General features: G+C 69.9%; 25 protein-coding genes. 8 read left to right on the top strand and 17 right to left on the bottom strand.

From position 1 onward, the window contains the following. Nucleotides 1–99: 99 nt before the first annotated feature. Both Raf01_RS29750 and Raf01_RS29745 read left to right on the top strand, forming a co-directional pair. On the top strand, nucleotides 100–372 hold the full coding sequence (locus Raf01_RS29750; RefSeq protein ID WP_203921364.1) for a DUF4235 domain-containing protein: 273 nt from the start codon (nucleotides 100–102) through the stop codon (nucleotides 370–372). 30 nt (nucleotides 373–402) lie between these two features. Beyond that, nucleotides 403–1,383 (top strand): YihY/virulence factor BrkB family protein, encoded by a 981-nt coding sequence (locus Raf01_RS29745; protein WP_203921363.1) that lies wholly within the window; start codon nucleotides 403–405, stop codon nucleotides 1,381–1,383. Between the two features lie 9 nt (nucleotides 1,384–1,392). Here the strand turns inward: Raf01_RS29745 and Raf01_RS29740 are convergent, their stop codons facing one another. From Raf01_RS29740 to Raf01_RS29730, 3 genes are all read right to left on the bottom strand, one after another. Then, the gene (locus tag Raf01_RS29740; RefSeq protein WP_203921362.1) at nucleotides 1,393–1,803 is read right to left on the bottom strand and encodes a VOC family protein; all 411 of its coding nucleotides are present in this window, start codon (nucleotides 1,801–1,803) and stop codon (nucleotides 1,393–1,395) included. A 9-nt stretch (nucleotides 1,804–1,812) separates the two neighbouring features. Beyond that, nucleotides 1,813–2,256 carry a helix-turn-helix transcriptional regulator gene (locus tag Raf01_RS29735; protein ID WP_203921361.1) on the bottom strand — a complete coding sequence of 148 codons (444 nt, stop codon included), beginning with the start codon at nucleotides 2,254–2,256 and terminating at the stop codon, nucleotides 1,813–1,815. Nucleotides 2,257–2,329: 73 nt separating this feature from the next. After that, complete coding sequence (locus Raf01_RS29730; protein WP_203921360.1) at nucleotides 2,330–2,896, bottom strand: TetR/AcrR family transcriptional regulator; 567 nt, start codon at nucleotides 2,894–2,896, stop codon at nucleotides 2,330–2,332. 92 nt (nucleotides 2,897–2,988) lie between these two features. Between Raf01_RS29730 and Raf01_RS29725 the strand changes: the two genes are divergently transcribed. Continuing rightward, on the top strand, nucleotides 2,989–3,903 hold the full coding sequence (locus tag Raf01_RS29725; RefSeq protein WP_203921359.1) for an NADP-dependent oxidoreductase: 915 nt from the start codon (nucleotides 2,989–2,991) through the stop codon (nucleotides 3,901–3,903). 42 nt (nucleotides 3,904–3,945) lie between these two features. Here Raf01_RS29725 and Raf01_RS29720 read toward each other — a convergent pair whose 3' ends face one another. Continuing rightward, nucleotides 3,946–4,362, bottom strand: a complete 417-nt coding sequence (locus tag Raf01_RS29720; protein ID WP_203921358.1) for a ferritin-like domain-containing protein — start codon at nucleotides 4,360–4,362, stop codon at nucleotides 3,946–3,948. A gap of 71 nt (nucleotides 4,363–4,433) precedes the next feature. On the opposite strand from Raf01_RS29720, the gene Raf01_RS29715 reads away from it, so the two are divergent. The 3 genes from Raf01_RS29715 (at nucleotide 4,434) to Raf01_RS29705 (ending at nucleotide 6,662) form a co-directional block, all read left to right on the top strand. Beyond that, the gene (locus tag Raf01_RS29715; protein WP_239134025.1) at nucleotides 4,434–5,012 is read left to right on the top strand and encodes a DUF6328 family protein; all 579 of its coding nucleotides are present in this window, start codon (nucleotides 4,434–4,436) and stop codon (nucleotides 5,010–5,012) included. Between the two features lie 146 nt (nucleotides 5,013–5,158). Beyond that, a complete protein-coding gene (locus Raf01_RS29710; RefSeq protein ID WP_203921357.1) occupies nucleotides 5,159–6,250 on the top strand; it encodes an enolase C-terminal domain-like protein in 1,092 nt (363 codons plus the stop codon). Then, on the top strand, nucleotides 6,243–6,662 hold the full coding sequence (locus Raf01_RS29705; RefSeq protein WP_239134024.1) for a DJ-1/PfpI family protein: 420 nt from the start codon (nucleotides 6,243–6,245) through the stop codon (nucleotides 6,660–6,662). The genes Raf01_RS29710 and Raf01_RS29705 overlap by 8 nt, the downstream gene beginning before the upstream one ends. Here Raf01_RS29705 and Raf01_RS29700 read toward each other — a convergent pair. The 10 genes from Raf01_RS29700 to Raf01_RS29655 form a co-directional block, all read right to left on the bottom strand. Next, nucleotides 6,646–8,259, bottom strand: coding sequence for a (Fe-S)-binding protein (locus Raf01_RS29700; protein ID WP_239134023.1), 1,614 nt, complete (start codon nucleotides 8,257–8,259; stop codon nucleotides 6,646–6,648). The genes Raf01_RS29705 and Raf01_RS29700 overlap by 17 nt on opposite strands. A gap of 20 nt (nucleotides 8,260–8,279) precedes the next feature. Next, complete coding sequence (locus tag Raf01_RS29695; RefSeq protein WP_203921356.1) at nucleotides 8,280–9,485, bottom strand: FAD-binding oxidoreductase; 1,206 nt, start codon at nucleotides 9,483–9,485, stop codon at nucleotides 8,280–8,282. Then, nucleotides 9,485–11,017, bottom strand: a complete 1,533-nt coding sequence (locus Raf01_RS29690) for an FAD-linked oxidase C-terminal domain-containing protein (protein ID WP_239134022.1) — start codon at nucleotides 11,015–11,017, stop codon at nucleotides 9,485–9,487. Before Raf01_RS29690 ends, Raf01_RS29695 begins: the two co-directional genes overlap by 1 nt. A gap of 308 nt (nucleotides 11,018–11,325) precedes the next feature. Next, nucleotides 11,326–11,979 carry an RraA family protein gene (locus Raf01_RS29685; protein ID WP_203921355.1) on the bottom strand — a complete coding sequence of 218 codons (654 nt, stop codon included), beginning with the start codon at nucleotides 11,977–11,979 and terminating at the stop codon, nucleotides 11,326–11,328. Nucleotides 11,980–12,063: 84 nt separating this feature from the next. Beyond that, nucleotides 12,064–12,699, bottom strand: coding sequence for a GntR family transcriptional regulator (locus tag Raf01_RS29680; protein ID WP_203921354.1), 636 nt, complete (start codon nucleotides 12,697–12,699; stop codon nucleotides 12,064–12,066). Nucleotides 12,700–14,009: 1,310 nt separating this feature from the next. After that, nucleotides 14,010–15,134, bottom strand: a complete 1,125-nt coding sequence (locus Raf01_RS29675; protein WP_203921353.1) for a mandelate racemase/muconate lactonizing enzyme family protein — start codon at nucleotides 15,132–15,134, stop codon at nucleotides 14,010–14,012. A 111-nt stretch (nucleotides 15,135–15,245) separates the two neighbouring features. Next, the gene (locus tag Raf01_RS29670) at nucleotides 15,246–16,214 is read right to left on the bottom strand and encodes an ABC transporter substrate-binding protein (RefSeq protein ID WP_203921352.1); all 969 of its coding nucleotides are present in this window, start codon (nucleotides 16,212–16,214) and stop codon (nucleotides 15,246–15,248) included. 101 nt (nucleotides 16,215–16,315) lie between these two features. After that, nucleotides 16,316–17,287: an ABC transporter substrate-binding protein gene (locus tag Raf01_RS29665; RefSeq protein WP_203921351.1), complete on the bottom strand. Its 972-nt coding sequence runs from the start codon at nucleotides 17,285–17,287 to the stop codon at nucleotides 16,316–16,318. A 96-nt stretch (nucleotides 17,288–17,383) separates the two neighbouring features. After that, nucleotides 17,384–18,238 carry an ABC transporter ATP-binding protein gene (locus Raf01_RS29660; RefSeq protein ID WP_203921350.1) on the bottom strand — a complete coding sequence of 285 codons (855 nt, stop codon included), beginning with the start codon at nucleotides 18,236–18,238 and terminating at the stop codon, nucleotides 17,384–17,386. Nucleotides 18,239–18,324: 86 nt separating this feature from the next. Further along, nucleotides 18,325–19,182 (bottom strand): ABC transporter permease, encoded by an 858-nt coding sequence (locus Raf01_RS29655; protein ID WP_203921349.1) that lies wholly within the window; start codon nucleotides 19,180–19,182, stop codon nucleotides 18,325–18,327. 473 nt (nucleotides 19,183–19,655) lie between these two features. Between Raf01_RS29655 and Raf01_RS29650 the strand changes: the two genes are divergently transcribed. Then, complete coding sequence (locus Raf01_RS29650; RefSeq protein WP_203921348.1) at nucleotides 19,656–20,747, top strand: RidA family protein; 1,092 nt, start codon at nucleotides 19,656–19,658, stop codon at nucleotides 20,745–20,747. After that, complete coding sequence (locus tag Raf01_RS29645) at nucleotides 20,744–21,145, top strand: GlcG/HbpS family heme-binding protein (protein WP_203921347.1); 402 nt, start codon at nucleotides 20,744–20,746, stop codon at nucleotides 21,143–21,145. Before Raf01_RS29650 ends, Raf01_RS29645 begins: the two co-directional genes overlap by 4 nt. A 96-nt stretch (nucleotides 21,146–21,241) precedes the next feature. Here Raf01_RS29645 and Raf01_RS29640 read toward each other — a convergent pair whose 3' ends face one another. The 3 genes from Raf01_RS29640 to Raf01_RS29630 form a co-directional block, all read right to left on the bottom strand. After that, nucleotides 21,242–22,132: an AAA family ATPase gene (locus Raf01_RS29640; RefSeq protein ID WP_203921346.1), complete on the bottom strand. Its 891-nt coding sequence runs from the start codon at nucleotides 22,130–22,132 to the stop codon at nucleotides 21,242–21,244. 3 nt (nucleotides 22,133–22,135) lie between these two features. Then, nucleotides 22,136–23,203, bottom strand: a complete 1,068-nt coding sequence (locus Raf01_RS29635; RefSeq protein WP_203921345.1) for a cupin domain-containing protein — start codon at nucleotides 23,201–23,203, stop codon at nucleotides 22,136–22,138. Between the two features lie 144 nt (nucleotides 23,204–23,347). Beyond that, nucleotides 23,348–24,130 (bottom strand): SDR family NAD(P)-dependent oxidoreductase, encoded by a 783-nt coding sequence (locus Raf01_RS29630; protein ID WP_203921344.1) that lies wholly within the window; start codon nucleotides 24,128–24,130, stop codon nucleotides 23,348–23,350. Nucleotides 24,131–24,497: the final 367 nt, after the last annotated feature.

Here is a 24,497-nt window from a genome sequence, read left to right as displayed (position 1 = left end):
TCCGTCGAGGCGAGCCACCGGTCGGAGGTGTAGCCGGCCGTCGGATCGGGGACTTGCACACCGTCCGGGTTGCCGGCGGTGGGATGCGGAGGCGCGATCATGAGTGGTGTGCTGGGCAAGGTGGCGTACAAGCCGGTCGGCCTGGCGCTCGGTGTCGCCGCGGGGGCACTGTCCGGGCTGGTGTTCCGGCAGATCTGGAAGCGGGCGTCCGGCGAGGATGACGCTCCGAGCGCTACAGACGAAGAACGCGGGTGGGCGGAGATTCTGGCCGCCGCGGCGTTGCAGGGGCTGGTCTTCTCGGTGGTACGGGCGGCGGTCGACCGGGCGGGTGCGTCCGGGGTACGCCGGCTCACCGGGTACTGGCCGGGCTGACGGCGGGACGGGATCGGGACGGAGGTGCCCATGAGCGACGACCACGAGCCGGGTGTGGTTCCGGTGCAGCCGACCGCGGACCAGGGCCCCGCTCAACTGCACCGCCTGCCGGCGCGTTCCTGGTGGGCCGCCGTCATCCGGTCGGTCAAGGGTTTCCGCGACGACGACCTGAGCGACTGGGCGGCCGCCCTGACCTACTACGGGATCCTGGCCATATTTCCCGGCCTGCTGCTGCTGGTGACGATGCTGCGGCTGACCCGGATCGGAACGACGACCGCCGTGGTGGACAACATCGCGGCCATCGCACCCAAAGCCGTGCACGACATTCTCACCAACGTCTCGTCCAGCCGGCAGAGCGCCAGCGGCCTGATCGCGATCGTGAGCCTGGCCGGTGCACTGTGGTCGGCGTCGGGGTACGTGGGCGCGTTCATGCGCGCCAGCAACGCCATCTACGACGTGCCGGAGGGGCGCCCGCTCTGGAAGCGGCTGCCGATCCGGATCGGCCTGACCATCCTGACCGGGATCATGCTGACCGCTTCGGCGATCATCGTCGTGTTCACCGGCCGGCTCGCCGAAGTGGTCGGCTCCGCCCTGGGCATCGGGCACACCGCCGTCACCGTCTGGGGGATCGCGAAGTGGCCGGTACTCGTGGCGATCGTCGCTGTGCTCTTCGACGTCCTGTACTGGGCCTCACCGAACGCGCGTCACGGCGGCTTCCGCTGGGTCAGCCCGGGCGGGGTGCTCGCCGTACTCATCTGGCTGCTGGCCTCCGGCGGGTTCGCCTTGTACGTCGCGCACTTCGGCTCGTACAACCGGACCTACGGCAGCATCGCGGCGGTCATCGTCTTCCTCATCTGGCTGTGGATCTCCAACCTCGCCGTGCTCCTGGGGGCGGAGTTCGACTCCGAGCTGCAGCGCGGCCGGGCGATCCAGGCCGGACACCGGCCGGAGGACGAGCCGTACGTGCGGCTGCGCTCGCCCGACACGCCGGCCGGTGGAGACGGCCGATAGCCGGGAGGATCAGGACGCCTGCTGGATCCGGACCATGTTGCCGGCGGGGTCGCGGACGGCGCAGTCGCGCACTCCGTACGGCTGGTCGGTCGGCTCCTGGACGATCTCCGCGTCGCTGGCGACCAGCCGGTCGAAGGTGCCGTCGAGGTCCTTGGTGGCCAGCAGGACGGTGGCGTACGTGCCCTTGGCCATCATCTCCGCGATGGTGCGGCGCTCGTCGTCGGTGAGGCCGGGGCTGGCGGTCGGCGGGTACAGGACGATGGACGTGCCGGGCTGACCGGGAGGGCCGACCGTGATCCAGTGCATCCCCTTGTACCCGACATCGTTGCGTACCTCGAAGCCGAGGGTGTCGCGGTAGAAGGCCAGGGCGGCCTCCGGATCGTCCTGCGGCAGGAAGCTCGAGTGAATCGTGATGTCCATCCAGCCAGGTTAGGTGCGGCTGGCCGCCGGTGCTTCTCGATTCCTGATCGGCCTGGTGACCTGTTTGGCCACGCACGGCGGCATGCCCGCCGTCGCCCGGCCCGCCTCGCGCCGGTAGGTGCTGGGCGGCACCCCGACCAGCTCGGCGAAACGGGTGCTGAAGGTGCCCAGCGAGGAGCAGCCGACCGCGAAACAGACGTCGGTGACGCTGAGGTCGCCACGACGCAGCAACGCCATCGCCCGCTCGATGCGTCGCGTCATGAGATAGCTGTACGGCGACTCTCCGTAGGCGCTACGAAACTGGCGGCTGAGGTGCCCGGCCGACATGTTCACGCCCCGGGCGAGCGCCTCCACGTTCAGCGGCCGCGCGTACTCCCGGTCGATCTGGTCGCGAACCCGGCGCAGCAGCGCGAGGTCGCGAAGGTCCGGCGCTCCGGCGGATCTGCTGCTCACCAGCCTGATCGTGCCACCTCACCCGAGGGTTTGCCCAGCGACGGCTCAGCCAGTCAGCTCCCCCGCACTCCCCTCACGCACCTCTTGGGTCGGCGAGCACGTGCAGGCCGGCGCGAATGCGATCGACGTCCATCTGGCGATGGTGGCGGAGGTAGTCGATGACGTCCGCCCGCAGCACGGTGAACACCGCGTACGCGAGGTAGTCGGCGTCCACCCCCGGACGGGCGGCGCCGATCCGGCGGGCGAGTTCGTCGGCCCAGAACTGGCTGGCCGGATTGTCGTAGTAGGCGTGCGGCCCGCAGACCTCGAGGGCGCGGATGAGCTTGCGGTTGTCCAGCACGAAGTCGAACAGGGCGTCGAGGTAGGCGTGCAGGTGACCGCAGCCGTCCGTGCCCCCGGGGCCCAGCGGCGCGGGGCCGGACCGGACGCGGTCCTGCAACTCGGCGACGCGTACGGCGATGACGGCCTGGATCAACCCGAGCAGGTCACCGAAGCGGCGCAACACGGTGGCCTTGCCCACCCCGGCGGCACGGGCGACCCGCTCCAGGCTGACGTGCTCCACGTCCTCGCGCTGGAACAACTCCTCGGCCGCGGCGAGCACCGCGACCCGGTTACGGGCAGCGTCAGCGCGCTCCACCATGGCTCCTCCCCTCCCTGCGCCTTGCCAAACGGACCAGTGGACCGTATCGTACCGCGAAACGGACCGCCGGACCGTCTTGTGGAGGTGGAGTTGTGAGGGCCGTGATCTTCTCGGAGTACGGCGATGTCGACGTCCTGCGACTGGTGGACCTGCCGGCGCCGGAGCCCGGTCCCGGCCAGGTCCGCATCGCGGTCCGGGCCACCGCGGTCAACCCGGTCGACTGGAAGATCCGCAGCGGCGCGCTGGCCGAGATCATGCCCGTACCGCTGCCGACGGTACCGGGGGTGGACGTGGCCGGCGTGGTCGACCGCGTCGGGCCGGCAGTGACCGGGATCGAGCCCGGTGACGAGGTGTTCGGCAAGGCGACCTCGGGCAGCTACGCCCAACTTGCTCTGGCCAGCCGCGACGCCATCGCCAGCAAGCCCGGCCCGATGTCCTGGGAGCTGGCGGCGGCTCTGCCGGTCGCCGTCACCACGGCGCACCACGCCCTCGCTCAACTCGACCCGGCCGAGGGCGACACGATCGTCATCGACGGCGCCGCGGGGGGCGTCGGGACCGCCGCGGTCCAGTTGGCCAGACACCGCGGCGCGACAGTGATCGGCACCGCGAGCCCGGCCAACCACGACTACCTGCGGTCGCTCGGCGCGATACCCGTCGGGTACGGGGACGGCCTCGCCGACCGGGTACGGCGACTCGCGCCGGACGGCGTGAGCGCCGCGTTGGACGCCTCGGGACGCGGCTCGCTACCCGCCCTGATCGAGCTGGCCGGCGACCCGGGTCGAGTCATCACCATCGCCGACGCCACGGCGGCTCAGCTCGGCGCGCTCAGCGTCTACGACGAGCCACGGGACCAGCCGGGAATCCTCGCCGAAGCGGCCGCGATGATTCTCGCCGGCAGGCTGACGATGCCCATCGCCGGCACGTACCCGATGGCGGACGTCGCCGCCGCTCACCGCGAGAGCCAGGCCGGACACGTACGCGGGAAGCTCGTTCTCTCGCCGATCTAGCGTTCCGGCGCACCACCGTCGCGGCCGCGAACCCGCCCGTGCCTACTGGCCGAGCGCCGTCTGCAGATCCATGACGTGGTCCTGAGTCTGGGTCAGCAGCGGCTTGAGCGCCTCGGCGACATCGGGCAGGCCGAGTTCGCCGGCCTGGGCGACCCGGTCGCGGTAGCGCTGCAACTGCGCGGTCTCCAGGGCGAGATCCTGGCGCAGTGCCGCGTCTTCGTCGGGCTCGTTGGGGATGTCCGGTACGGCCACGGTCGGCACCCCGCCGAGGAAGTCGACCTGCTCGGCCAGCGTCATCGCGTGAGTCAGTTCCTGGTTGACGTGGTTGCGCAGTTCCTCGATCAGCGCCTGGTACTGCGCGCCCTTGATGGTCGCGATGTGCTGCGTGTACTGCACTATCGACTGGTACTCCGTCGAGAGGTCCTGGTTGAGCAGCTCGACAAACGCCTTCTGGTCCATGAGTCCACCGATCCATCCGTCCGAGGGTTCCACGTGGACGTGCTCTACCCTCTGGCGCTGCCGGCTAATCCATGACAAACAGCGCGCGCCGCACCGCCGCCCCGTGCCGGTTTTCCGGGATACCCGGTCGGGTACCCGAGGCCATGCAGGAGGACGGGAGGCAGGATCGGGCGCCGGAAAGGAGCAACGCGCGGGACGGGCGCGACGAGACGCCCATGGAACGCTGGGACCGCAATCTCGGGGAGCTGCTCCAGGAGTTGCGGGTCGCCCAGACCGGGGTCCAGATCCTGTTCGCCTTCCTGCTCACCCTGCCGTTCACCAACCGGTTCGGTGAGATCGGCTGGCTGGACCGGGATGCCTACCTGGCCACGCTGATGGCCTCCGCGACGGCCAGCGCCCTGCTCATCACGCCGGTCAGCTACCACCGGCTGGTGTTCCGCAGCGGGCTCAAGCCTCAGCTGGTGCGCACCGCCTCGGTGGTTGCCCAGGCCGGTCTGGTCTTCCTGCTCCTCGCGTTGGCCGGCGCGGTGTTCGTGGTGGTCGACGTGGTCTCCGGCGCCCGGGTGGCGGCCGCGCTGGCCGCCGTCATGGCGGCGTTGTATATCGCGCTGTGGTACGTGGTCCCGTTGGTTCACCGGTCCAGGAGGTGAGTGTTCCCGCCGACCCGCGCGGTCGAGGCCCCGGTTTCTGCCCGGCGGGTTCGGGTAGCCGACGACAGGAGCGCGACACGTCGAAACGGTAGGGAAATCTGAGCCGCGAGTGGCAGCGCGAGCCGCGAGTGAAAGGAGCGAAGGGTGTGAGCATCAGTCTTCAGGTCTCCGCCTACCGGATTCCCACCGACGCACCCGAAGCCGACGGAACGTTCGCCTGGGACAGCACCACGCTGGTGCTCGTCGAGGCCACCGGCGCCGGCACCACCGGACTCGGCTTCACGTATGGCCCACCGGCCATCGGCAGCCTGATCCGCGACCTGCTCGCACCCGTGCTGGAAAACCAGAACCCGGACAACACTCCCGCGGCCTGGATGGCCATGCGGCGCGCGGTCCGCAACTCCGGGCGGCCCGGCATAGCGAGCATGGCCCTGTCCGCCGCGGACTGCGCGCTCTGGGACCTCAAGGCCCGCCTGCACGACCAGTCTCTGCTCGGCCTGCTGGGCGCGGCCCGCGACAGCGTGCCGGTGTACGGCAGCGGCGGCTTCACGACGTACAGCGACGAACAGCAGCACCGGCAACTGTCCACCTGGGTCCACGACGACGGCATCCCCCGGGTGAAGATCAAAATCGGTGAGTCGTGGGGCACGGACGCCGGCCGCGACCTGGCGCGCATGGCCGCCGCCCGGCACACCATCGGCGACGACGCCGAACTGTACGTCGACGCCAACGGCGGGTACACCCGCAAACAGGCGATCCGGATCGCCCGCGAGTTCGCCGACCTGGGGGTGAGCTGGTTCGAGGAGCCCGTCTCCTCCGACGACCTCACCGGGCTCGGCATCGTCCGCGACGCGGTGGACTGCGACGTCACGGCCGGCGAGTACGGGTACGACCTGCCGTACTTCGCCCGGATGGCGCCCTACGTCGACTGCCTGCAGGTCGACGTCACCCGGTGCGGCGGCATCACCGAGTTCCTCCGGGCCGCCGCCGTCGCCGCCGGGCACGGCCTGCAGGTCTCCGGACACACCGCGCCACACCAGCATCTCGCCGTCGCGGCCGCGGTGCCGAACCTGCGCCACCTGGAGTGGTTCCACGACCACGCCCGGATCGAACGGCTGCTGTTCGACGGAACCGTCCCGCCCACCGGCGGTGCGGCCACCGTGGACGCCGACCGGCCGGGCAACGGCCTGACCCTGCGCCGCGGCGATGCCCAGAAATACCAGATAGCTGGTGTCTAAGGTTCAGGCGTACAACCACCTCGACCGGGCGGACGAACTCACCGTTGACGTCACCACGGGAGACGCCCGGGCGGGTGACTTCGCCGCGCTGGTACTGCCCGGCGGCGTCGCGAACGGCGACCAGTTGCGCACGCAGCCGGCGGCGGTGGCCTTCGTCAAGGCGTTCGCAGACACCGGCAAGCCGATCGCGGTGATCTGTCACGGTGGTTGGGTGCTCATCGAGGCGGATCTGGTACGCGGCCGGCGGCTCACCTCGTGGCGGTCGCTGCAGACCGACTACCGCAACGCGGGCGCCACCTGGGTCGACGAAGAGGTCGTGGTGGACGGGACCGGCGGCTTCACGCTGATCAGCAGCCGGAAGCCGGACGACCTGCCGGCGTTCGACAAGGAACTCCTCAACGCGCTGGAGTGAACCGCGCCGGGCGGGCGGCGGTGGACATGACCGTACCGGGGCCCTCCAGCGCCCGGGCCAGCAGCCGCTGTACCGGGACCCCGCGGATCGAGGCGTCGAGCACCTGAACGGTGTGAGCCACCGGCATGCGCCGGCCCATGCGGGCGAGCGTCGTCGCGACCTGCATCCAGCATCCCGGGTTGGCGGTGACCATGACCTCCGCGCCGGTCGCCAGTATCGCCTTGGCCTTCCGCTCGCCGAGTTCCCGCGCCGGCTCGGGGTGCAGCACGTTGTAGGTGCCGGCGCTGCCGCAGCAGATCTCGGCCTCGACCGGCTCGCGCACCTGCACGCCGGGGATGCCGCGCAGGAGCCGGCGTGGCTGGTCGCGTACCCCTTGGGCGTGCCCGAGGTGGCAGGCGTCCTGGTACGCGATCGTCATCGGCAGCGGATGGCGTTCGGCGACCGGCCCCAGCTCGTCGAGCAGTTCCGTGACATCCCGTACCTTCGCCGCCAGCGCCTCGGCCCGCCCGGCCCAACCCGGCTCGTCGCGCAGCAGGTGGCCGTACTCCTTGAGATTGGAGCCGCAGCCGGCGGCGTTGACGACGACGGTCTCGACACCCGCGGCCTCGAACGTCGCGATGACGTCCTTGGCGAACCTCAACGCCTCCGGCTCGCGGCCGGCATGCGCCGACAGCGCACCGCAGCAGCCCTGGCCGCGAGGCACCACGACCTCGCAGCCCTCGGCCGCGAGCACGCGCACGGTGGCGGCGTTGACGTCGGGGAAGAAGCTGCCCTGCACGCATCCGGTGAGCAGCCCGACGGTGCGGCGCCGGGTGCCCACCGCGGGGGTGCGCACGGCAAGCCGCTCCACGTGGCCGAGCCTGGGCGCCAGGGACTCCATCGCCTGCAGCGGTCCGGGCAGCCGGTTGAGCAACCCGGTGCGGGCGAGCGCGCGTCCCAGTCCGCTGGCCTGGTAGGCGCGCAGCGGCCCGCGCAGCAGTCGCAGCCGCCGGGGGTACGGGAACAGGCTGTAGACCATCGCGCGCAGCAGCCGCTGCCCCACCGGTCGCGGGACCCGCCGCTCCAGCTGCGCGCGGGTGGCCTCGATGAGTTTGTCGTACTGCACGCCGGAAGGGCAGGCCGTCACGCACGCCATGCAACCCAGGCACTGGTCGAGGTGACGCACGCTGCTCTCGTCGAAAGCGTCGCCCGCGAGGCCGCCCTTCATGATGTCGATGCGCCCGCGCGGGCTGTCCATCTCCTCGCCCCACAGCAGGTAGGTCGGGCAGGTCGGGAGGCAGAACCCGCAGTGCACACAGTCGCCGATCAACGCGGCGTCCGGCGGATGGTGCCCGTCGAAGGCCGGACCGTTGGGCGCGCCGACGCGCGGCATGCCCAGCCCGACCGTGGCGGCCGCGGCGCTGCGCGCGATGGGGCCGCCCTGACCGATGTCCAGCGGGCGGCGCGCCCCGACGGCTTGGGCGGCCCCGACGGCTTGGGCGGCATCGCCGGCTTGGGCGGCATCAACGGCTTGGGCGGCATCAACGGCTTGGGCGGCATGGCCGGCGCTGGCGGCACCGGACGGACGTGCGTTGCCGGCGGTGGTTTCCGCGGTCATGGTGAGCCTCCGGGAGTCAGTTAGAGCCCGCCGATGAGACGACCGGGCGACAGGCGTCGGCGCGGATCGAACTGGTCCTTCACCCGGGTCATCAGGCCGAAGGAATCGGGTACCGGTCCCCAGTGGTCGAGCCCGGCCCGCGCGGCGTCGGCGGCGGCGAGCACGACCGCCGAGCCGTCGTAGGGCCGGATCGCGGCGCGCAGCGCGGCGAGGTCGGTGGTCTCGGGAACGGCGGCGTAGGCCACCCCGGTGCACGCCGTCGCGGTGCCCGAGGCACCGTCGGGCAGCGCGCGCAGCACGTGCGGCAGGGCGAAGGGCTCGAAGGCGAGCCGCAGCACGATCCCGCCGGTGGGGCGCTGACCGAACCAGGACGGCGGGCGTTGTTCGCGGGTACCGCCGCCGAGCAGCGCCAGGGCGGCCCGCGACTGGGCGTCGACGGATGCCTCGATGCTCTCGAAGAGCACCACCAGCTCGCCGGTCACCCCCGAACCGGTCACCCTCGAACCGACCGCCTGCGCATTGGCCGCCTGCGCATTGGCCACGTCGAAGCGCAACTCGACCGCGGTGGGGGTCAGCGTCGAGCGCGCCAGGAGCGCGGAGAGCCGACCGGCCTCGGCCGCGTCGCTCACCGGGACGACCACCGTGCCGACCGCGGCCGGCAACGGGTGCAACCGCCAAGTCGCCGACACGACGACGCCGAGGCCGCCGTGCGCCCCGGTGTAGAGCTTGCCGAGGTCGTACCCGGCGACGTTCTTCACCACCTTGCCGCCGGACTTCGCCGTCGTACCGTCGGCCAGCACCACCGTGACGCCGATGAGCAGATCGCGCACCGTGCCGTAGCGCAGCCGGCGCGGGCCGGAAGCGTTGGCGCCGATGATGCCGCCGATGGTGGCGCCCGGCTCGGGCGGGTCGAGAGCGAGCATCTGCCCGTGCTCGGCCAGTTGCCGCCGCAGCGACTCCAACCGCACCCCGGCCTCGGTGACCACGACGAGGTCGCCGGGCGCGTGCTCGACGACGCGATCCAGCCCGGTGGTCCGCAGCAGCAGGTCGCATGACGTTGGCGGCGCGGCCCAGCCGGTCTTCGTGCCGGCCCCGACCGGGACGACGGTTCCCCGGGTGGACCGCAGCACGTCGGCGACCTCGGCCGCCGTCGTCGGCTGCGCCACGTCGACCGGTACCACCCCGCAGACCTGGGTACCGGATGGGACGGCTGGTCGGACCGGCATCAGAACACCTCCCCGAGCGCCGGATCGGGCGTATCGGCGGCGGTGCGCACGCCCGGACGTTCGCCGCACAGCCGGGGCGTCGGGAACAGCTTGCCGGGGTTGGCCAGTCCGTCCGGATCGAAGGCGCAGCGGACGAGTTGCATCGTGTCGAGGTCTTCGCCCGCGAACTGCCGTGCCATCTTGGACTTCTTGTCCACGCCGACGCCGTGCTCCCCGGTGATCGAGCCGCCGAGATCGACGCACAGGTCGAGGATGGCGCCGCCGAGCCGCTCCGCGTCGTGCGCCGCCCCGGGTACGGCGTCGTCGAACAGGATGAGCGGATGCAGGTTGCCGTCGCCCGCGTGGAAGACGTTGGCGACCCGCATCTGTGCCTCGTCGGCCAGCCGGCCGATCTCTTCCAGCACCTCGGGCAGCCGGGTGCGCGGGATCACCCCGTCCTGCACGTAGTACGCCGGGCTGATGCGACCCACGGCGGCGAACGCCGACTTGCGCCCCTTCCACATCAGCGCCCGCTCGGCGGCGTCCCGGGCGATGCGCGTCTCGAAGGCGTGCCGTGCCTCGGCCAGCTCCCGCACCTGGCGGAACTGCTCGTCGACCTCGACCGCGGGCCCGTCCAGCTCGATGACGAGCACGGCGACCGCACCCTGCGGGTACCCGCACTGGACGGCGGCCTCGGCGGCCTCGATGGCGAGCGCGTCCATCATCTCGATCGCGGCGGGCACGATCCCGGAGGCGATGATGTCGCTGACCGTTCCGGCCGCGTCCCGGACGCTGTGGAAGCCGACGAGCATGGTCTGCACCGTCTCCGGTATCCGGATGGTGCGGACCGTCACCTGCGTGGCGACTCCGAGCGTGCCCTCGCTGCCGATGAACGCTCCGAGCAGGTCGAGGCCGGGGTGCTCCGATGCGGTACCTCCCAGCCGCACGACCTCGCCGTCGGGCAGCACCACCTCCGCGCCCATCACGTGGTTGACCGTGAATCCGTACTTGAGACAGTGTGCGCCGCCGGCGTTCTCGGCGACGTTGCCGCCGATGCTGCAGACCTGTTGCGAGGACGGGTCGGGCGCGTACGCCTGGTCGTACGGCGCGGCCTCCCGGCTGACCCAGAGGTTGATGACGCCCGGCTCCACGACGACGCGGGCGTTGTCCGGGTCTACCGACACGATCTGCCGGAGCCGGGACAGGACGATGAGCACGCCGTCCGCGACGGGTATCGCGCCGCCGGACAGCCCGGTGCCCGAGCCGCGGGCCACGAACGGTACCCCCGCCTCGGCGCACGACCGCACAGTCTGCACGACGTCGTCGCGGTGGGACGCGAGCACGACGATGCCGGGCCGCACCCGCACCGCGGCGAGCCCGTCGCACTCGTACGTGCGCAGCTGGGCCGGGTCCGTGAGCACCTTGTCGGCTCCGATGCGCTCGCGCAGCCGCTCAGCCAGCCGCACCATCCTGGCCGACGGCGCCGTGCCATCATCGGCGATCCCCGTCCGCCCGGGATCTCGGGTCCTGTCGTCAACCTGAGGCTGGGTCATCACGACTCCTCAAGCACATGATCGGTACCTCACCGTCACCCGAGCCGCGCCTGTCCGTCAAGCCTCGATTTCCCCGGGACCGCGGGACCTCGGGACCGCGCGACCGCCACCCGGGCGGCCGGCGCGGCGAGGCATCGTCCGCAGGGCCGCCGCCCGGGCCGGCTGATCGCCGCCGGCCGGCGGCTGGGGTCAGGCCGGAAACCGAGGCAGGAACGGCAACCGAGGTAAGAGCAGTAACCGAGGTAAGAGCGGCAATTGAGGCGGGAACGGCAACCGATGCGGGAAAGGCAACTGACGCGGGACAGGACTCAGCGCGTCTGCAGGCTCTGCAGCCGGTGGTAGCCGGCCTTGCTGCGCGCCTCATCCAGGCGGACGCCACCGGCGACCACGCCGCGAATGGTGTCCTCGGCCTCGGCGATCCGCAGCGCCGCCTCGACCACCTCGTTTTCCCGGGCCGCCGGCACGAAGACGACGCCGTCGTCGTCGCCGATCGCGATGTCTCCGGGCAGGACCCGGATGTCGCCGAAGGTGAGCGGCACGTTGACGGCCGACATGCGTACCCGGTCTTTGCCGGTGCGCATCCAACGACCGACGCTGAACACCGGGTACCCGAGTTCGTGGATCCGGTCGGTGTCCCGGCACACACCGTTGATCACGGTGCCCTGAATGCCCCTGGCGTGCGCCACGGAGGTGAGGATGTCGCCCCAGACGGTCACGTCTGTGCGTGCGGCGTTGTCCAGCACCAGGACGTCTTCGCTCGGTACGTCGTCGATGTAGTCGCCGACCGTGCCACCGCTGGCGTCGACCGGCTCGTACTGAATGGAGAAGACCCGCCCCGCCGTGCGCATGCCCTGCAGCACGGGATAGACCTTGGGCAGCTGCCCGATGAGGCCGAGACGGTCGAGTGCGTCGGAGATCGTCGAGGTTCCGAGGGGGCGGAGTGCGGCGACTACATCGTCCATGTGCGGGTCCTCCTGTCCGTTACGGCCGCACGAGGCCGGTGTTGCTCGGGCCTCGTGCGGCATCGTCGGGCGGCCGGCCGGCGCCTACTTCGGCTTGACCACCCGGGTGATCGTCGCCAGCGACTGCTCCAGGTGTTCGCGCATCAGCTGACCTGCCTTACGTCGCTGGCCTGACACCACCGCTTCGAGGATGGCGTCGTGCTCGGATCGCGCCGCCTCGGCGGCCGGGGTGTTACGCAGCACCACGATCCGGTAGCGATCACTAAGATCCCACAACGAGTCGAGAATGTCGATGAGGATGTCGTTGCCACAGGCCGAGTAGATCGCTTGGTGGAACGCGCGGTTCTTCTGCAGCCGGGCGAGCGGGTCGTCCTTCTGCCGCGGCAGCTTCGCGCACCGCCGCATCTCCTTGATCTGATCCTCGGTGGCGTTCGCCGCCGCGAGCTCGACCGCCATGGAATCCAACACGATCCTGATGGCGTAGGTCTGCTTCAGGCTCTCGAACGACAGCGGCGCGACCTCGGTGCTGCGGTGCGCCCTGCTGACGATGAGACGCTCAGACTCCAGTCGCCGCAGTGCCTCCCGGATCGGCGTGGTGGACAGCGACAGCATCGCCGCCAGCGCTTCCTGGTCCAGTACGTCGCCCGGGGCGAGTTCGCCGTCAAGAATCATGCGGCGCAGCGACAGGTACGCGTGATCGGTCTTGGTTGGTGCTGGCACCGTTGCCAATGACCCACCGCTCGCCCAAACGCCAGTAGTCGTCATGTGTTCACCTAATCTCATTCGACGGCACCGTGCCGTCAGACATGGACAGCTCGGTCACCGATTCTGGTGGCAAACCGAGCAGAGCGATGGTAGACCCGCTTTGCGGTAACGCGGAAATGAACCATGCGTCGCTCCGCATTCGTTCGGATCCCAGCCTCGGGACCCCGCCGATCCGGTCCGCGCGAATGGCGACCGACCCATCACCATCACGACGACTGGTCCGGGTCGTGGCGCGGCGCCGGACGCGCCGAGCGGGACTGATCGGAAACCATTAGGTCGGTGCCGAAAGAGCGATCACCCTCGCGCCGACTGGTCCGGGTCGTGGCGCCGCGCCAGACGTGCCGAGCCGGACTGGTCGGGAACGGCTGCCGGGGTCGGCGAGCGTCCCGTGCCTGGCGGCGATCTCGCCCCGGACCGGCGGGCCGGTCGTGACCTGCGCGAATGCCGTGGCCGGAGGGTGCGGTCGCGGGACCCTCACAGTCTCGAAGTAACGCAATCGTCGACATCGGCCAACCGTCCATCGGCGTGACAGCGCCTATCTTCTCGGCATTCATGGAAATCCCCTTCCATGCTACAGCCTATACCGGACGAGGACGGGACGAGCCCGGGCCGACTCTCGTGTACGGAGCGCTAATGTACTCTATACGACATATCAAAGGGGCCCCGCAGCGCGGATAGCACGCCCGGAGCGCACAAGCCTAGTGGACAAACCGAGTGGACAACTATGTCGATCTCTCAGGTGTCCCGGCCCATTCGACAGATTCGACGCCCCCGATACGATCGTGATCGGTGTGACCGGGCCGACCGCGCTTCGCCGGTCATCCGGGCGCCGGATCCAAACATGATCCGCCATCCTGTTGACGAGTTGAACTCGCCACGGTTTCGCGCGGGTTAATCCGGTGTGGGATCGACCCGCCGGGCACGACTCGGAGAGCGGTCTGACACGATGCGGCAAATCCCGCGTCATCGTGCCGATTTCACGGCTCATCGAGTCGGTTTCACGGCTCATCGCGGCGGCTGAGGGCACGCTCCGGGGATGCGCGAACGTCGGCTGAGGGGATGCTTCAGGGACGCGTCAGCGGCGGCCGAGGGCGCGCCTCAGGGACGCGCGAGCGGCGGCGCTGAGGGGACGAGGGACGCGCGAGCGGCGGCCGAGGGGACGCTTCAGGGACGCGCGAACGGCGTAGGTGGGAAGCCTGCCGTCAGCCGACGGCGTAGGCGGGTAAGCCCGCTGTCAACCGACGGCGTAGGCGGAAAGCGTGCCGTCAACCGACGGCGTAGGCGGCGACCTTGTCCCGGTCGATGTCCAGGCCGAGCCCCGGGCCGTCCGGCACCGTCACCCGGCCGTCCCTGGCCATCGGGTACCCGCCCACGAAGATCTCGCGGAGCGGGTTGTCGATGTACATGTACTCCAGCGACAACAGGTTGGGCGCCGCGGCCGCGACGTGCAGGGCCGCGAGGTGCGACAGGCCGCCGGAGAAGCCGGTGTGCGGGGCGAACGCGAGGTTGGCCCCGTAGGTCAGGGTCCACACGTGCCGGGCCGCCGTGATGCCGCCGCAGCGCGCCAGGTCGGGCTGCACCACGTCGACCAGTCGCCGCTCGATGACGTCGCGCATCGAGAAGAGCCCGAAGTCGGTCTCGCCGCGTGCCAGCGGGGTCGAGGTCATCGCGTGCACGCGCTCGTACCCGGCGAGGTCGTCGGGCGGTACCGGCTCCTCGAACCAGCGGATGCCCAGCGCCTCCATCGCCCGGCCCATCCGGATCGCACCGGCCGCGTCGTAGGCACCGTTCGCGTCCACGTACAGCGCCATGGAATCGCCGACCGCCTCGCGGATCGCGGCCAGCGCCTCCAGGTCACGGCGCTGGCCGCCCTCGTGCTCGGGGCGCCCGATCTTCACCTTCAACTCGCTGAACCCGCGCCGCTGCTGGTCGAGCGCCTCGGCCACCATGACGTCGATCTCGTTGATGTAGACCGAGGAGGCATAGCAGGGCACCTCCGTGCGCCCCGCTCCGGCCAGCAGCCGCCACACCGGCAGGCCGTACGCCTTGCCGATCAGATCCCACAGCGCCACGTCGACGCCGCTGATGGCCTCGATGACCACGCCGCCGCTGTGGCCCCAGCGGCGCAGCCGGTCCACCATGCGCACCCACAGCCCCTCGACGTTGGCCGGGTCCTCCCCCACCAGAACGTCCGCGAGCAGCGACTCGACGGCCGCGGCGGTCATCATCCCGCCGCGCCGGGCGATCGCCTCGCCGTATCCGACCAGGCCGTCGTCGGTCGTGATCTCGACCAGCACCATGCTGAAGGTGGTGAACGCACCGATCCCGAAGGTCACGCCGACCTCTGGCGTCGCCTCCAGTAGCCGGGCACGCACGTGCGCGATCTTCATGGCAACTCCTCACGCCTCGACTCCGCCCGGACTCCGCCCGGATTCCGCCTCGACTCCGGCTGGACTCCGCCTCGACTCCGCCTCGACTCGGCAAGACCCACAGGACGGTGCCTAGAAGAACTGACTGTCGATGATGTCCGACGGCTGCGCGGTGCTCGCGCCCTTGGCCGGCGGGTTCGCCGACGCCAGCTGCCGGAGAATGACGGTCATCTGGTCCGGCGGGTACGGGGCCACCGTCCAGGCCGCCTTGTAGCCTTCCCAGGTGCCGTCGAGCTGCGCCTGATCGGTCAGCTTGACGTACGTCTTGAGCACCGCGTCGCTGTCGGTCCGGCTGGCGATGGCCTGCTGGGTCGCGGCCTTGAACGCGATGATGAACTTGGTCATCGCGTCGCGGTGCGAGGAGGCGAACTTGGTGTTGACGGCGGTGAGTCCGGAGGGCGCGAGGTCGGTGATGTTGGCCAGGTTCACCAGTCCGGCCTGCTGCGCCTGCACGCTGGTCGGGGGCGACACGCCGGCAGCCGCGACCGAGCCGGACACGACCGCCGCGAGCGAGGCGGAGTTGGTCTGCAGGTAGGCGACCTTGACGTCGATGCCGGGCTTCATCCCGGCCTTCGTGATGGCACCGCGCACGGCGGTGTCGAGCGAACCGCCCGGGGTGGTCACGGCGACCGTCTTGCCGCGCAGGTCGTTGATGGACGAGAGGCCCTTCTTGCCGTAAATGAAGAACACGGTCGGGCCGGTCGTGCAGATCACCTTCGCCTGCGGGTTGCTCAGGATCCCGGACACCAGGTTCGGGCCGTCGAACGCCATCTCGATGTTCCCCGACAGCACGGCCGCCGTGACCGAGTTCGGGGTGAGCGTCTGCACGGTCACGTTCAACCCGTACTTCTGGAAGACCTTGTCGCGTATGCCCACGTACACCGGGCCGTACGCGCCGGTCGCACCGGACGTACCGATGCGGATGTTCGTCATCGACCCGGACCCGCCGGAGCCCGAGGCTCCCGATCCGCACGCCGACAGCGCCACCGCCGCCATCGCCACTCCGGCCACGGCGGACGTCAGCCTTGCTCTCGCGGACATTCGACCTCCAACGGGTTGCGTCGGTACCGCTGTGCCGCCCAGCGCATGCCGCCGGTCGCCGAGGACCGGTGGATCCGCGGCGGCCGGTGCCACGACTGCGCTCAGGTGGCGGCGTTGACGTACTGGTTGTCGATGAGGTCTGACATCTTCGCCGAGTCCGCGCCCTTGACGGGAGGGGTGGCCGTCTTGAACTGCTCCAGCATGATGTTCATCTGGTCGGTCGGGTACGGGCCCACGGTCCACACCGTCTTGTACGCCTGGAAGGTACCGTCGATCTCCGACTGCGCCGTCAGCTTGACGTACGCGCGCAGCGCCTGGTCGGACGCTTTGGCATCGGTACTCGCCTGCTGGACGGCGGCCTTGAAGGCGGTGATGAACTTCGTGACGGTCGGACCGTTCTTCTTGGCGAACGAGTCGTTGACGGCCAGGACCGAGGGCGGTGCCAGCGGCGTGATGTCGCCCAGGTTCACCATTCCCTTGTCCTGGGCCTGAATGCTGGTCGGCGGGGACACGCCGGCCGCGGCGACGGAACCGGTCTGCACGGCGGCGAGGGCCGCGGAGTTCGTCTGCAGGTACGCGATCTTCACGTCGGTGCCGGGCTTCATCCCGGCCTTCGTGATGGCGGCGCGGACCGCCCCGTCGATCGCGCCACCGGGTGTGGTGACCGCGACCGACTTGCCCCGCAGGTCATTGATCGACGACAGGCCCTTCTTGCCGTAGATGTAGAACACCGTCGGGCCGGCCGTGAAAATCACCTTGGCCGAGGGGTTGCTGATGATTCCGGAGACCAGGCCGGGTCCGTCCCAGCCGATGTTGATGTTGTTCGACAGCACCGCCGCGGTCACCGCGGTCGGGGTCAGCGTCTGCAGCTTGACGTTCAGGCCGTACTTCTTGAAGAGTCCGGTCTGGACACCGACATACAGCGGGAGATACACGCCCGTCGCTCCGGAGGTGCCGACCGTGATGGTCTTGTCTCCCGAAGCCGCGCTGCTCGATCCGCAGGCGGTGAGCGTCACCGCCAGCATCGCCAGTCCAGCGACGACGCTGGAAATCCGCTTTGCTCTCAGGGTCATCTAACCTCTCCAATGTGGCCGTGGGATTCGGCGACACCCCGATGGGGACTCGCCCGACAGGGCTTCACGCCACCGACCGCGGTCGGTGTGCCGGGATCAGTTCTGGGCCGTGGCCCCGCTGCGGATGCAGTTCCAGATCCTGTCGACCAGTGCCAGGAACTCGGGTGTGCGCTTGACCTCTTCGGAGCGGGGCCGGGGGAAGTTCACCTCGACGATGTCGGCGATGGTCGTGCCTGGACCCTTGGACAGGACGATCACCCGATCGCCCAGGAACACCGCCTCATCGATCTGGTGGGTGACGAACATGACCGACTTACGCATCTGTCCCCAGATGCGCAGTAGCTCCGCCTGCATGACCTCACGGGTCTGCGCGTCCAGCGCGGCGAACGGCTCGTCCATGAGCAGCAATTGGGGATCGGCGACCAGTGCGCGCGCGAGATTGACCCGCTGTTGCATGCCGCCGGACAACTCGTGCGGGTAGTGGCCCTCGAAGCCCTTAAGCCCGACGAGCTCGACGATCGCCCGGCTGCGCTCGCGTGCCTCGCGCCTCGGCACCTTCATCATTTCCAACCCGTAGCTGACGTTGGCGATGACGGTGCGCCAGGGCAGCAGCGACGCGGACTGGAACACCACGGCGCGGTCGCGTTCGGGCGACACGATCCTGTTGCCGTCGAAGGACATCTCGCCGTGCGAGGCCGGGACGAGCCCGGCGACGGCGAGCAGCAGGCTCGACTTCCCGCAGCCGCTGGGCCCGACGACGCAGCAGAACTCGTTCTCCCGCACCGTGAACGAGACGTCTTTGATCGCGCGGTAGCGCTTGTTGTCACGGCGGGCGGTGAACGTGATGCCGACGTGGTCGATGACCAGGGCGCCGGGACCCGCCTGCGTCGAGGCCGCTGTCGCACTCACATCGCGAACGGGCCGGTGATTGGCTTCAATGACTTCAGACATTCGCGTCTCCCTGGTTGCCGGGGCTCCCCGGGGCTTGGCGTGGAGCGATGTGACGGACGTCGAGCAACTCCCGCGCGGTGACGCGGTTACCCGCCTACCTTCGGCCGCCAGCGATCGAGTCTGTGCTCGACGACCCGGATCGACTGGGTGAGCAGTACGCCGATACCCGACACCAGGAAGACCGCGACGAACATGGTTGCCGACTGGAGGTTGTTGCCTGCCGTCTCGATGGTGTAGCCCAAGCCCGCCGTGGAAGCCAGCAACTCGCCGACGACCATACCGATCAGCCCCTGCCCGATGCCCAGCCGGATACCCGTGACGATCGACGGCACGGCGCCGGGTATCACGACCGTACGGAACAGTTGGAGCCTGCTCGCCTTGAAGGATCGGGCGACCTGCACCAGCGACGCGTCGGCGATCTTCACCCCGGACATCGTGTTGATGATGATCGGGAACACGGCCGACAGGAACACGACGGCGACCTTCGAGGGCGTACCGATGCCGAACCAGATGACCAGCAGAGGCACCAGCGCGATGCGAGGGGCGGCGTAGCCGAAGTTCACCAGCGGGTCGACCAGGAACTCACACCAGCGCCACCATCCCATCGCCATGCCCACGATCAGGCCGACCGCCAGTGAGAGGACGAAGCCGAGACCGAACTCGATGGCGCTGATCCGCAGCGCGGCCCAACCGTCGCCACCGTTGAAGTAATCCTTGGCAGCCTTGAGAATCTCCCAGGGGCTGCTGGAGAACGCGGGATTCACGACTTTCAGATCGGAGCAGATCTGCCAGGACGCGAGCACGATGACCGCGCCGAGCACGCCCAGCAGAACCCGCTGCCGCTTGCGCAGGAACTCCACGAATCCTCGGGGCGCCACGTCGTCGTCATCGGCCACGTCTGCCGGGACGGCCTCTGCTGGTTTGCTCGGCGTAACGGTTGCCATCAGCTGAACCCACCAAGCCGTGACTGGATACGCACCACCGTGCGTCCCTCCTTAATTCCGCACTCGTCGTCGCCCGTGGCGACTCGGCCGTGACGGCCCTAGCCAGTAGATCCCTCGTCGGGGTGCAGATCTTCAGGTCTTCAATGCGGTATTCTGTAGGTTATACTCTACTGGTGGCAGGAGCTGTCAAGGCTTACCAACAGTTTCCGGGCCACGCATCGAGCTCCACCAACGGCTGGAGCGAAGGCGCCAGCCGGGTGGCGCACATGCTCGCGCGGTAGGCCGCGGCGATATGTACGGGCCCCCGACACCTCCGCGGCTGACAAGTCCGCGACCGACAAGTCCACGCCGACGCACCCGCGGCGCCGCACCGTTCGCCAGACACACGGCCCGTCCGGTACCCGCGCACACCTCGAGTGACCCGTCTCTTCTCCACGGCATGACTTCCCACCGCAGACGAGCAGGGAGCGACGATGAGCATCAAGCCGACGACACCGGTCTTCGCCGAACGAGGTCGACAGTTCTCGGTCGCCGCGCTACGCGGGACCGACCCGTCGACGGGTGAGCTGCCGGCAGCGGCCGGGGACCAGTTCCGCAACGTGTTCCGGAACCTGGAGCGCACGCTCAAGGAGCACGACCTCACGCTCGACGAGGTCGGCCGGGTCACCGTACTGACACCGGACCGGTCGTTCCGCCCGCTCATCAACGAACCCTGGTTGGCGATGTACCCGGGTTCCAACCGTCCGGCCAGGCGGACCACCCACTTCACGCTCGATCCGGGCGTGTCCGTCGAGCTTCTGGTGGCCGGGGTACGCGGCGCGACCCGTACCCCGCTGGAAATCGACGGGGTACGGCACAAGGACCCGCTGCCGATGGGCGCCCGGCTCGACGAGTACCTGTTCTCCTCCGCGATCGTGCCCGACGCACCGTCCGGCGAGCAACCGGAAGGGATCCCGGCGGTACATCAGGCGTTCGCCAACCTGCGCTGCCTCGCCGAGGTCGCCGGCGGGACGGTCGACGACATCGCGCACGTCTCCGTCTACCTCGGCCGCTGGGACATCCACGACGACATGGTCGACACCTGGGTGTCCACCTTCCCGGACGCGCACAGCCGGCCGTCGCGCAAGACGTTCTACTATCCCAGCGTCTCCATCCAGCTGCACTGCGACGGCATCATCGGCGCGACCCGGACCAACGTCGAGATCGAGGGACTGGCCCACCGCGATCCGATACCGATGGGCGCGGTGACCGCGGGCACCGTCACCACGTCCGGGATCGACGGGCGCGACCCGGCGACCGGCCGGGTCCCCCGACACGTCGGGCCGCAGGCCCAGCAGGCGTTGGAGAACCTGCGCGTGCTGATGGCCACGGCAGGTACGACCGGGTCGCGGCTACTGCACGTCGACGCGCTCGTGGGCCAGCGGCGGTACGCCGACGAGGTGCTCGAGGTCTGGAACGCCGCGTTCCCCGATCCCACCGCCGCGCCGACCCTGCAGATCACCGATCTGGGACTGGTCGCCCGCGACTACCTCGTCCAGTTCATCGCCAAGGGAGTCGCGCGATGATCAACCGACTGCCGCTCCCCCGCATCCACGAGGCGCGTCGCCTGGTGTTCGAGGCCGCCGAGGCCGACGGGCGCGGGATGGCTATCGCGGTGGTCGACGAGGCGGCCGCCCTCATCTATGCCGAACGCATGGAAAACTGCGATGCCCGGGTACTCGTGCACGCGATGCGCAAGGCGTACACGGCGGCGACGATGCATCGCAGCACGCTGTACTTCCGGGACCAGAACGCCGAACTGGGCAAGTCCCTCGCGGACTGGGGCGACCCGATGCTCACCCAGATGCCGGGCGGTGTCGAGGTGAGGGTCGGCGACGAGTGGTTCGGCGCGGTCGCGGTCGGCGGGAACACCCCGGAGCGCGACGTCGAACTCGCGGAGCTGGCCCGCAAATCGCTGACCTAACCTCCCCCACGGCCTAGTTTCCCCAGCCGACTCCGGCCCCCACGGTTTCTCTTCGTGGGGGCCGAAGTCTGTCCGGCCGGGCGCGTGCCCGCCGGCTCAGCCGCGGGCCTTGGCCAGCTCGACGAGGGTCTGCATCCGCAGGCCCGACGGGTCCAGCGCGGTCGCGCGGTTCGACGCCAGGGCGTCGGCGACGAACTTGCGCGCCTGCCGGCCGTCGATGCCGCCGAGCAGCTCGGCGACCTCGCCGAGTTCGTTGTCCTCGGCCAGTTCCCGGCAGCCCGGAAAGTGGCGACCCAGCTCGTTCAGCGTGTCGGCGAGGATGTCACGGATCACCGCGGCGCCGGGCAGCGGCAACTCCATGACCAGGTCGGCACGGGACACCACCGCGTCGTCCAGTGCCCCGGCGAGGTTCGTGGTCCCGACCACCAGCACGCCGGGTGCCTCACGGGCGATCCAGTCCAGCGCCGAGAGCAGGGCGGCGGTGCCGCGGAAGACATCGGCGGGGTTGATGTCCAGCGACGCCTCCGAACGGGACACCGCCAGGACTTCCACCTCATCGAGCACGACCACGGCCGGCCCGTCCTCGGCCAGCGCGGGCAACTCCTCCTGGAACAGCTGCACGACGTTGCGCTGGGTACGGCCGAGCAGCTCACTCGGCAGCAGGTGCATGTTGACGTCGACCAGGCGCACGAGGCCATACCGGTCGCCCAGGTTCTCGGCCACCGCGTACGCCAGCCCGCGCGCCAGAGTCGTCTTGCCCACCCCGGGCAGGCCGTTGAGCAGCAGCAGGCCGTGCAGGGGCAGGCCGACGCCGCCGATCCCGGCCTTGCGCAGGCTGATCGACATCAACGCGTGGTTCAGCAGCCGGTCCTTGATGGCCGGGTCGACGACGATGCGTTCCCAGCTGTCCTTGAGCTGCCGGTCATGACGGGCGGCGGTGACCGCCATCGCCTCGCCGACCTTGCTGTGCGAGTGGTAGTCGCTCATTCCTCACCGCGCCCCGGAGCCGGAGACGTTGACGCTGCGCTCCATCACACCCTGCCGAGGGGCGAGGTACAGGTACGGGAACTCCCGCTTCGCGGCCTTCTCCCAGAAGTACCGGAAGCCGTACGCGACCCGGACCATGATGGCCTGCTCGTCGGACTCGTTGACGTGCCGGTGCGGCGTCTGCGGCCCGGGAACCTGGAAGCACGTGCCGGGCTTCCACGGCACCTTCTCGCCGTTGACGAGGGAGTAGCCGTGGCCCTGGAGGATGTACAGGTGCGCCTCCATGTGCGCGTGCATTCCGCCGAACTCGTGCGGCGGGTCGATCAGCAGGCCGCTGACCTCGACCGTGTTCAGCTTGAAGCTGTTGATGTCCTTGTTGATCCGCATGTAGTTGCGGACCTCGGACTTGTGGAACCCGGCCGGTAGCGCGTGCATGCCGTCGACGTCGCCGAGGATCAGCGGGTGCTCCGGGTCGAACTCGGGCATGTCGCTCGGCAGCACCGGTACGCCGTCGTTCTCGCCGCGCTTGATGATGGCACCGTCGCGGCGCAGCACGACGCGCCACTGGCCGTCCGGCGCCATGCCGTCGGGCGACACCTCGGCCTTCGGCTCGGTGACCGTGGGGCCCCAGTTTTCCAGCTGGATGGTCCGGTGCAGGCCGGCGTAGTGCTCCAGGTCGACGGTCAGCACCGACAGGTACCGCACCACCGTGTCGCCGGTGTTGAAGTGCTGGTGGACCGCGCCGAACGGGATCGCGATGACGCTGTAGTCGTCCCAGTCGTACCGGACGCCGTCGACGATGCTGAACCCGGTGCCCTGGATGATGAAGATGGCCTCTTCGCCGTGCTTGTGCGCGCCGCTGTGCGAGTGCGGCGGGATCTCGGAGACCATCGTCATGCCGCCCCAGGTCCGGAAGCCGGTCTCCCGCGAGACGAGCAGCGCGGCGCGCTGGTCCTGCACGGTCTCGACCCAGTCGAGTTCTTCCTCGTGAATGCTGCGGCGCGAATCCCTGCGCTCCTGCTCGGCCTTGTCCCACAGCCCGAGCCACCTGTCGTAGAACGTCTCAGCCATTCCGGCTCCTGTCTCCGTCGGGGTTGAACTCATTCGGAAAACCTGTGCTGCACCAACCGCCTGTCTCACTCACCGCCTGTCTCACTCACCGCCTGTCTCACCCACCCCCGACTCACTGACCGCTCGACTCACTGACCGCCCGACTCACTCACCGCCCATCCCTCCGGCGATCCGGATGACCTCGCCGGTCACCCAGGACGCCGCGGGCGACACCAGGTACATGACCGCCGCGGCGACGTCCTCCGGAGTCCCGTACCGCCCCATCGGCGTCTCCGCCAACTGGCGGGCACGCTTCGCGGCGTCGCGGCGGGAGTTGGTCCGCGGCGTGTCGATGTGCCCCGGCGCGACCACGTTGAGCCGGATGTCCGGCGCCAGCTCGCGGGCCATCGACCTGGTCAGGCTGTTGAGCGCGGCCTTGGTCGCGCCGTAGGAGGCCATCCCGCGGGCCGCGGAGTATGCCGCCATGGAGCCGATGTTCACCACGGACCCGCCGCCGCGGGCCAGCATCTCGGGTACGACGGCCTTCGTGCAGATGAACGTGCCGACGACGTTCAGCCGGTACCCCTCGATCAGGTCCTCGGACCGCAGCTGGAGGATCGGTCCCCGATCGAACGAGTCGTTGAAGCTGCCGCCCGCCGAGTTCACCAGGATGTCGATCCCGCCGAACCGGTCGCGTACCGCGCCGATCAGGCCGGCGACGGACGGCACGTCGCGCACGTCGGTCGCCATCCCCAGCGCGTCGATGCCCAGGTCGACCAGCTCCCGCTCGGTGGCCGCGACGGCATCCTCCCGCCGCGAGGCGACCGCCACCTGGGCGCCAGCGCGGCCGAGCACCTCGGCGATGCCCCGGCCGATTCCTTCGGTACCGCCGGTCACGATCGCGACCTTGCCGGCGAGCATGCCTTCCTTGTCAACGGAATCGGGCACGATATGTCCTCTCGGTGACTCGTCGGCGCCGCGACGGGGCCGGCGCGGTGGACCGGGCAGAGCGGGGCGGGCATAGCGGGGCGGCCAAAGCGGGGGCGGGCAGAGCGGGCGCGGCGCGGGCCCGGCGAGGTGGCGAGCGATGGACCATCGAGGGCGACGTGCGACCAGTCCGGCTCGGCGCGTCTGGCGTCGCGCGGCGTCCCCGACCTGCTGTTCCAGCGGGATCCGGCCGCAGTCGGGCATCGCGCGCGCCGTGGCACCCGGCACCGAGGCTGTTCAAGGCGAGGATGTCGGACCCGGGCCGTTCGAGGAGACCCTTGAGCATCCTCGGGACCTCTTCACCTCCGCCGACGCGTTCTCGGTCCGG

It is taken from the genome of Rugosimonospora africana (genome assembly GCF_016862975.1).
Classification (GTDB): Bacteria; Actinomycetota; Actinomycetes; order Mycobacteriales; family Micromonosporaceae; genus Rugosimonospora; species Rugosimonospora africana.
This window is presented reverse-complemented; position numbering and strand designations above follow the sequence as displayed.